The organism is Kocuria sp. KH4, assembly GCF_053711175.1.
In genome coordinates this window covers 62,205-69,669 of the sequence record NZ_JBSJYX010000024.1, presented here as the reverse complement: position 1 = coordinate 69,669, position 7,465 = coordinate 62,205, and the positions used below count along the sequence as shown (strand labels likewise).

Annotated in this window: 1 protein-coding gene; it reads right to left on the bottom strand. The window is 59.1% G+C overall.

Translation table 11 applies throughout. From position 1 onward, the window contains the following. Positions 1 to 706: 706 nt before the first annotated feature. Complete coding sequence (locus tag ACWCOM_RS15420) at positions 707 to 6,787, bottom strand: RHS repeat-associated core domain-containing protein (protein WP_454549634.1); 6,081 nt, start codon at positions 6,785 to 6,787, stop codon at positions 707 to 709. Positions 6,788 to 7,465: the final 678 nt, after the last annotated feature.

Here is a 7,465-nt window from a genome sequence, read left to right as displayed (position 1 = left end):
GTCATCGTGATGATGTCCTTTCGAGGGTGCTGTGAGAGGTGAACTCGAAAGATCTCACGGTGGCCGCGCCCTCGTCGGCAACGACGAGCAGGGCCACCGCGCTACACCACTATCGGGGGCTCAACTCGGCCACGCCGCACTAGCCCCGACCGATGCGCCGGAGTTGCTGGTGGAGGGCCTGCCGCAGTCGGCGCGGCAGACGTTGACTTGGGACCAGGGGTTCGGAGATGGCCCGCCACGACCTGGTGGCTACCTGGTTCAGCGAAGGCGTCTACTTCGCCGTCCCGGCCAGCCTGAGCGCCCACACCCCCGGCGACCTTGCGAGGGTGGAACAGCTGCTCAATACCCGTCCACGGAAGGTCCTCGGGTGGGCAACACTGGCCGCCGTCTTCTCCTAGAAACTGTCATACTGAAATCACGCCGGTATTGCGACGAGCTGTTGAATCCATCCCCCTATCTTCGGAAAATTTTGACCCTTTTTCGGCGATTGAGGCGCCCATTTCCTCGGCCCCGCCCGTTACACCCTTATCTATGAACAGCCAGAGATGTGCAGGCGAGCGAGACCTTGTGGACCTGTGCGAATCGAAACCCTGGACCCTGAAGATATCAGCTCCCGCAGCTGGGATTTTCCGATAGACAAGTCAGGGGCATCCAGTTCGCCCTTATTTTCCACTTCGAAATCAACGGACACCTCTGTCCATATATGCTAGAAAATGTTTCCAACGCTCGATTTAGTTAGCCAGTTTAATAGACTGCGCCCAAAATCTCTCTCTTCCCATTTATTTCTATTAAGGCTAGGCTTGGCACTTACCCCACCACCCCACCCCAAATACAGTTTCATATTTCCCGTTCCTTCTAGAAGTCCAACACTTCCCCCCACGCCCCAGCCATAATCACCGCAAACTTCCACGCAAGCTTGATAGACGGGAAATGGTGTGCATGCAAAGCCACAGAGTTCCCCCTCCGCGACCTTAAAGACCGCCCCTGCCTGCACTCCGGAAGATCCAGCCACCAACGACATTTCCCGCTTAAGAAAGGAGAATTCCAATGACGCACGAGTTTTTGTGTCGGCAGAGTTGCTTACAGGTTTCTTATCTCCAGATGATCCAGTGATCCACTTCGCGGACCTAGCTACGACACCCGCCTGAAGCGCTAGTCCTTCGTCGGTGATTTTCCATTCAACCTTGTTCTCGTCCTTTTTCGACTCATCAGGATCCCACCACGGGCTTCGCTGAGAAGTTTGGTCGTCAGCTGATTTAAGATTGGTACCGCCTTTGGATGTAGCCGCGGGCATCGCCTCAGGTCCGCTAATCTGCGCGTCGTCGTCCATCTCCGGCGCCGGCGCCAAGTCGCTTGGGGCAGTGGGGTTCCGGCTGGGCAAGCTCTGCTGTTCCTGCTGCTCCTGGAGATTTTCATGGACGGCATTCCACATGGACTCCAACTGTTCGAAGGGGTTGAAGCTTTGAAGCCCTGTCGGATCGGTAAGGGTTGCTGGGTTGTTCTGCACGTAGCTGTAGCGGTTGAGGCTTTGACTCAGAAGGGGATTGGCGACGATGGGGTCGGGGGCGAGGAAGCGTCGCGCCGCGGGGTCATACATGCGTCCCTTCATGTAGATCAGGCCGTCCTCGTCGTCGTGCTCGTGACCGGTGTAGCCGATCCGTGGCCCGTGGGCTCGGGCGTTTTCCAGTGCCGTGCCGGTCTCGTCGACGCGCTGCCCGAACGGGTGGTAATAGTAGACGTCCGCTCGCTGGCCGTTGGGCCGCGAGGTTAGCGTGGTCGAGTTCTGGCGGTCGGTGTGCAGATAAGACATGCGAGAATCGGTGACCGGACCATGAGAGGCGGTCTGGACGCGGTCGATTTGCGCGACGGTGCGGCCTTCCACGACGACGTGGTGGATGTTGTGGACTTCGCCGCTTCCGGTGCTGGCCGGCATTTGGCGCTCAAAGAAGCCCGGGACGGAGAGGACGGTCTGGGTGGAATCACGTTTTGAGACGCGGGCGCCGTCTGCATCGTAGGCGTATTCGGTGCGCCCGCCCTGCGCCTGCGTCAGTACGCGCGGCAATCCGGTGCGGTTGTACTCCATCGTCCGTTGCGGACCAGTAATTTGCCGGCCGGCGTCGTCGTAGCCGTACTTGTGCCCGTTTGCGGAAGTCAGCGCGTGAGGTGGGGCCCCGTCCTGCCCGTACTGGTAGGTTGTGGTCTTTTCCGGCTCGTTCGCGGCCTGCACGGTCTCGGTCTGGAGGTTCCCTGCCGTGTCGTAGGCGAAGGTGGCGCTCATTGAGCGTGGTCCTGGATCTGGTTGGACGGTCCATTCGTCGAGCCGGTTGAGCGAGTCGTAGTGGTAGAACTCGGCACGTTCATTGGCCTGGTCGTTGCGCGTGATCACGTTGCGGTTGGCGTCGTAATCGTAGGCGACATCAATCAGCTGACCGACGGTGCCGGGGCCGCTGGCCTGAATTCTGTCGAGAAGTCCGGTCTTGGGGCGGTAGGTGCGGGTGGTAACCACCTCATTGCCGAAGCGCTCCCTTTCGAGCTGTTCAGCGCCGTTGACGGCTTCAGCTTCCCAGTAGGGTTGTCCGCCGATCTCACAGCCGTCGGTGACCCGGTCCAGAAAGCCATAATGGTTATAGAAATAGCCCACGGAGAGTCGGCCGGCGTTTCCAGGAATTTCCGGGTAGTTCAGGCAGGCGAGACGGCCGATCGTGTCGTAGCCGTATTTGAGCTGGTACTGGGTTCCATCGATGGTCCAGGTCGTGGTCGCATTTTTGCCCGTCTCGTCGTCGTACGTGTAGTCGGTCGAGACATTGTCGGTGCTGCGGGAACTGGCGAGCTTGCCGAGGCCGTGTGGCGCTGTGTCCCAGGTGTAGATTGCGGTCCCGTCCGGCGAGGTGAGCGTCTTGACGCGGCCGAGAGCGTCGTAGGCGTACTCCGTGGTACTCCCGGAGCCGTCGGTGTGGGTCTCCAAATCGCCGAACGCATTGTAGGTGGACACGCTTGTCCCGGCGCTTGGGTCGGTTTGGCCGGTGTGGCGCCCGAGGGTGTCATAAGTCATGGTCTGCGTGGTCTCATCCGGTGCCGTCACTTTGGTCAGCTCGCCGAAGGGGCCATAGTCATATTGTGTGCGCAGCCAGTCCGTCGAGAGCGGGTCATCCTCATACGAGGACTCGAGGTCGCCGTTGTTGTCTGTGACGGTGTAGCTGTGGACGTTCTTGCCGTCGTAGGTGTGGGTCTCCAGGCCCACGTAGTCGGTGCGGACGGACACGCCATCGGGGTCGGTTTTGCGGATGACACGGCCCAGTTGGTCGTAGTCGAAGGTCGTGAAGACAGTTGGTTCGCTCGGCAAGGCGGGACGTGAAACGCTTGTAATCCGGCCGAGCTTGTCGTACGAAGTGTCCGTTGTGGCCCATGATCCCTTAAAGCCTGTGACCATCTTGCGGTGCTCGCGCCCCAAGGTGTCTAAGTAAGTGAACGTGACGCGACCGTCGGACGAGGTCTGCGCGATCATGTGCGGGTTATGGTCGAAGTCGTAGCTGGTCTTTTCGAAGCTGCCATCCGCGCGATTGGTCTCGCGGATCCGGCCGAACCAGTCGTATTTCATGGTCGTGGTGACACCGTTCGGATCCGTGGTGGATAACGGAACGCCCAGCCCGGGGTGAACAGTCATGCGGGTGACATGCGCAGGCATGCCGTCGCCAAGTTCTTTTCCGATACTTGTCGGGCGAAAGCTGTCCGCGTCATAGCTGTAGGTGGTGACCCGCTGATTCCCGGCCGCGTCAGATACTGTCTCAGAGGTGATGTTGCCGTAGTCGTCTCGGCCCAGGACGGTGCTCAGCTGCTGTGCCGGGTCAAGTGGATCAACCACGGTCTCCTTGAGATCACCGTTCGGATAGTGGTCGAACGTCACCTCGCGAATAGTGCAGTCTGTTCCGTCTGAGGCATTCGGGATGCATGCGATGGTGTCCTGTCGCCAAGGTCGACTGACGAGCCAATTGGCTTCATCAATCTGGTAGTTCGTCTCCTGGGTGATGGTGCGCCCGCCGGCGTGGCTGACCTGGTTTATCGTCTGGTTCCCGTAGGAGTCGTACTCGCGCTCAGTTTTCAGACTGCGAACTGTAGTCCATGGGGCGGTGCCTGCCGGAGCCTCCTGTTCAATCTCCTCAGTGGCACGGTGTTCTACTGTGTAGGTGCCTGCCACAGGCAAAGAACGTAAGGCATAGGTGTGATGGGTACTGCGTAAGTACTTGGTGTCCGCATCCGGTTTGAGGGAGACTTTGGTCGTCTTCGGCAGGTTCGCGTACGGGTATACAACCGGACCGGCGGCGTCACTATGGGATACGTTATCGAATGAGGTGACCGTCGTGGTTTGCGCGCGCTCGTCGAACACCATGTGCTCTGCGAAGCCCAGCCACCCACGTCCGCTCAGATCGACGCGTGCTTCCTTGTACTCGTGTCTGAAAAAGTTCCAGTCCGTTCCGTTCCACAGCCTGTGACTTCTTACTATGCTGCCGCCTCGAACCGGGCAGTTCAGCGGGTATTCACAGCGTCCCGGTTTGTGGATCTTGTCGTTGGCCAGTGTGGTGTAGTCAATCGTGACGCGGGGGCCCACGCCGCCCACGTCGATGCTAGCCAGTTGGTCGGGCACGCCCCCCTGGCGTCGCAGCACCTTCAGGTAGTCGGGGTCGCCGTCAGCGAGGTGGATGATATCGAGAGCACCGTCACCGTCGACGTCGAGTACGTCAGTGGCGCTAAACCCAAATCCCTGCAACTGGACCGCCTCGCGGTTAAGACCGGTACGGACGAACTGGTCGCCTCTCCAGGTATACAACTGCACGCCGTGCTCGTAGTCGGTGTGGCCGCGCGGAACCCCGTGGTGGAAGATCAGCACGTCGTCGCTTCCGTCATTGGTGAAGTCCGCGATACGCACCCCCACATTGAATTCGGGGGTGACTTGCGGCGTGGGCTCGAGGTACTGAGCAGGGCCGGGCATAAATGGGCCGAACCCGTTACCACTGTTCAGTTGAACCCTCAGCCCGTCGAAGGGATAGACGACGTCCTTCAACCCGTCGCCATTGAGATCAGCCAAATGTAGGTCCGTGCCAAAGCCGCTCGTCGCCGTGGTTGGTATGTTGATGTCAAACCGTTCCACGTCGCCGTTCGAATCGATGCCGAACGTCTCGTACTCGGGCCTACTGCCTATGTCTCCCCGCAATTGGAGGAACTCATCCCGGCCATCTCCATCGCTGTCCAACACGCGCACGAATGGTGCCGCCTCCACAGCGGTGTTCGACTTGTGTTCGGTATGCACCATGGGCCCAAACCGGCCTGCACCATTGTCACCGGTGTTCAACCGGTAGCGCCACGGGGCCTCATGGACGGTGGATCGAGGGGTAGCGTAGTCTGGCAGGCCATTGCCGTCCAAATCCAGGAAGTACGCCGGGTCTCGCTCCCTAAATGCCCAGACAGAGGTATGCTCCTCGTCGACATCGGGTTGATAGAGATCGAATCGGGGAACTGAATCGGATTTCGACTGGAAGAGGGCGTACTCAGTCGGTAGTTCAACTCCACCGATCCCGCCGCAATCACAATAGGGATCAGGTATCTCGAGCATCAAATCCGTCCGGCCGTCGCGGTCAAAGTCGATCGGACGAGCGTCCTGTTTATACCCTGGCCTTATGCCCCCCCAAATTTGGCGTGGCTCCTCGAAGTAGCCGCTGCCCTTGCCAAGCCGGCCCATCCAGCGGTTGTCTACTGACGGATAGAGTAGATCGTCCAAGCCATCCGCATTGATATCTGCAACATCCAAGCGCCCGGCGGTAGAACTGTAGGTGGCTGCGTCGGACACGTTGGATGAGATTTCGCTGAACTCGTGGCTGCCGGTTTTCCATTTGAACAGCAGCGGATTCTTGCACACCCCTTCGTGGTCGCACTCAGTGACCGACCTCAGCAAGCTTCGCCCAGTGATGCTGTCATTGCTGTACTTCAGGCGGTACTCGCGCAGCATCTGAGGTTCCGTTGCGCCCTCTCCAGCGAACATCTCGATCTTGCTCAGGCGTACTGTCGTTCGGGTGTGAGCCCCCTGTTCGAAGCCGTCGATCGGGTCGGGGCGATCTTCGTAGTTGAACCGCACCGTTTGGTTTGGTTGGTAGTGGATGGCTTCGGGCTGCAGGTCGTTGTACCAGAGATCGGACGGCCCGCCTGGCAACTGGCGCCAATCAATGGTGAGGACATTGTTGCGCCGGTCCCTGATGCGGCTAACTGTCCAGGCCACGGCGACGCCGTCCCTGTGACGTTCCAAAGATGGGTTCGTGTGGCTCGGTCCGGCCTGGAGCCGAGACGCCCACTGTGGTTTGCCGAACTCCAGTTTCCTGCCGTCCTTGGTCCAAGCCGCAAATGAGCTGGGAACTGTGCCTTTGGGGCCGTACGCAATGATGCGGGCAAATGTAGAGTTTTCGGTCCGGAACTCCTGTTGAGAGGCCGTTCCTTCACCCGTGGGCCGGAGCCTGTTGCCGTCCAGGCAATACACGTCCGAACCGTCATATCGGATCCCCTCGCGGACACCATCTTGGGCTATCGTCCGCGGGCAGGGGGTGATCTTCGACGAAATACCGGTGAGTGACCAGCCGACTCCGAGGATCCCGTTGCCGCTTCGACTGTTGTAGGCCAGGCTCAACTCAGGTTGCAGCCCTCCCCGCCCCTCTGGCGTCCACAGCGGCAACGAGTACTCAGCGGACCCATCCCCGCTGACCGAGAACTTGCCCTCGTTCCAGCCCCAAGCTTCGCTGGACACAAGGCCACCTTCCGCCGCCCTAGCCAGCCTCGCTTCCGCCGCCCTGGCCTCTCTCGCTTCAGACGACCGGGGCATCGGCGTACATCCCGTAGCAAACAGCAATATGGCCAGACAGAAGGCGACGACCGAACGAAGTAACTGATCCATATGACCGCTCCAGACGCAGACAGGCGGCCCGCCGTACGAGGAGTGCGCCATTCGGCGCCAAATGATTCGGAGCGGTAATGCCAAGCGACCTTCCAGCTCAACGCCGCATCCGGCCAGTATCATTGGCGTCAAAACCAGACCGTCAACTCAGCTGGGTCAGCACTTATCAATCTTGAATCAGGACCCCTTGAATCAAAAGGAAGGCGTTCTGGGGTACCTAAAAAGTACTTATTGAATTTGCTGCAAATTACGGCTTTCTAAGATGACAAACACCTAAATACCTGGCAACAAAGGGCCGCGCCAACAACTAGCCGCTCCCCGGGGAACTTCTCGAATTTACAGCTCATCGATCTGGATTCAGACGTCTCAAAGGCTGAATCAGAAGATTTTGTCGAGATGAATAAGCTGACTTTGGCATACGAAGGCCCCAGAAAAGGCAACTAATTGCTGGGGCTGTCCGTCGACACCCTTTCCTTCGTTGGCTCTAGCCTGACTCTCCTCCGATTCTAAGTCAATGACTCTTGAGTTACT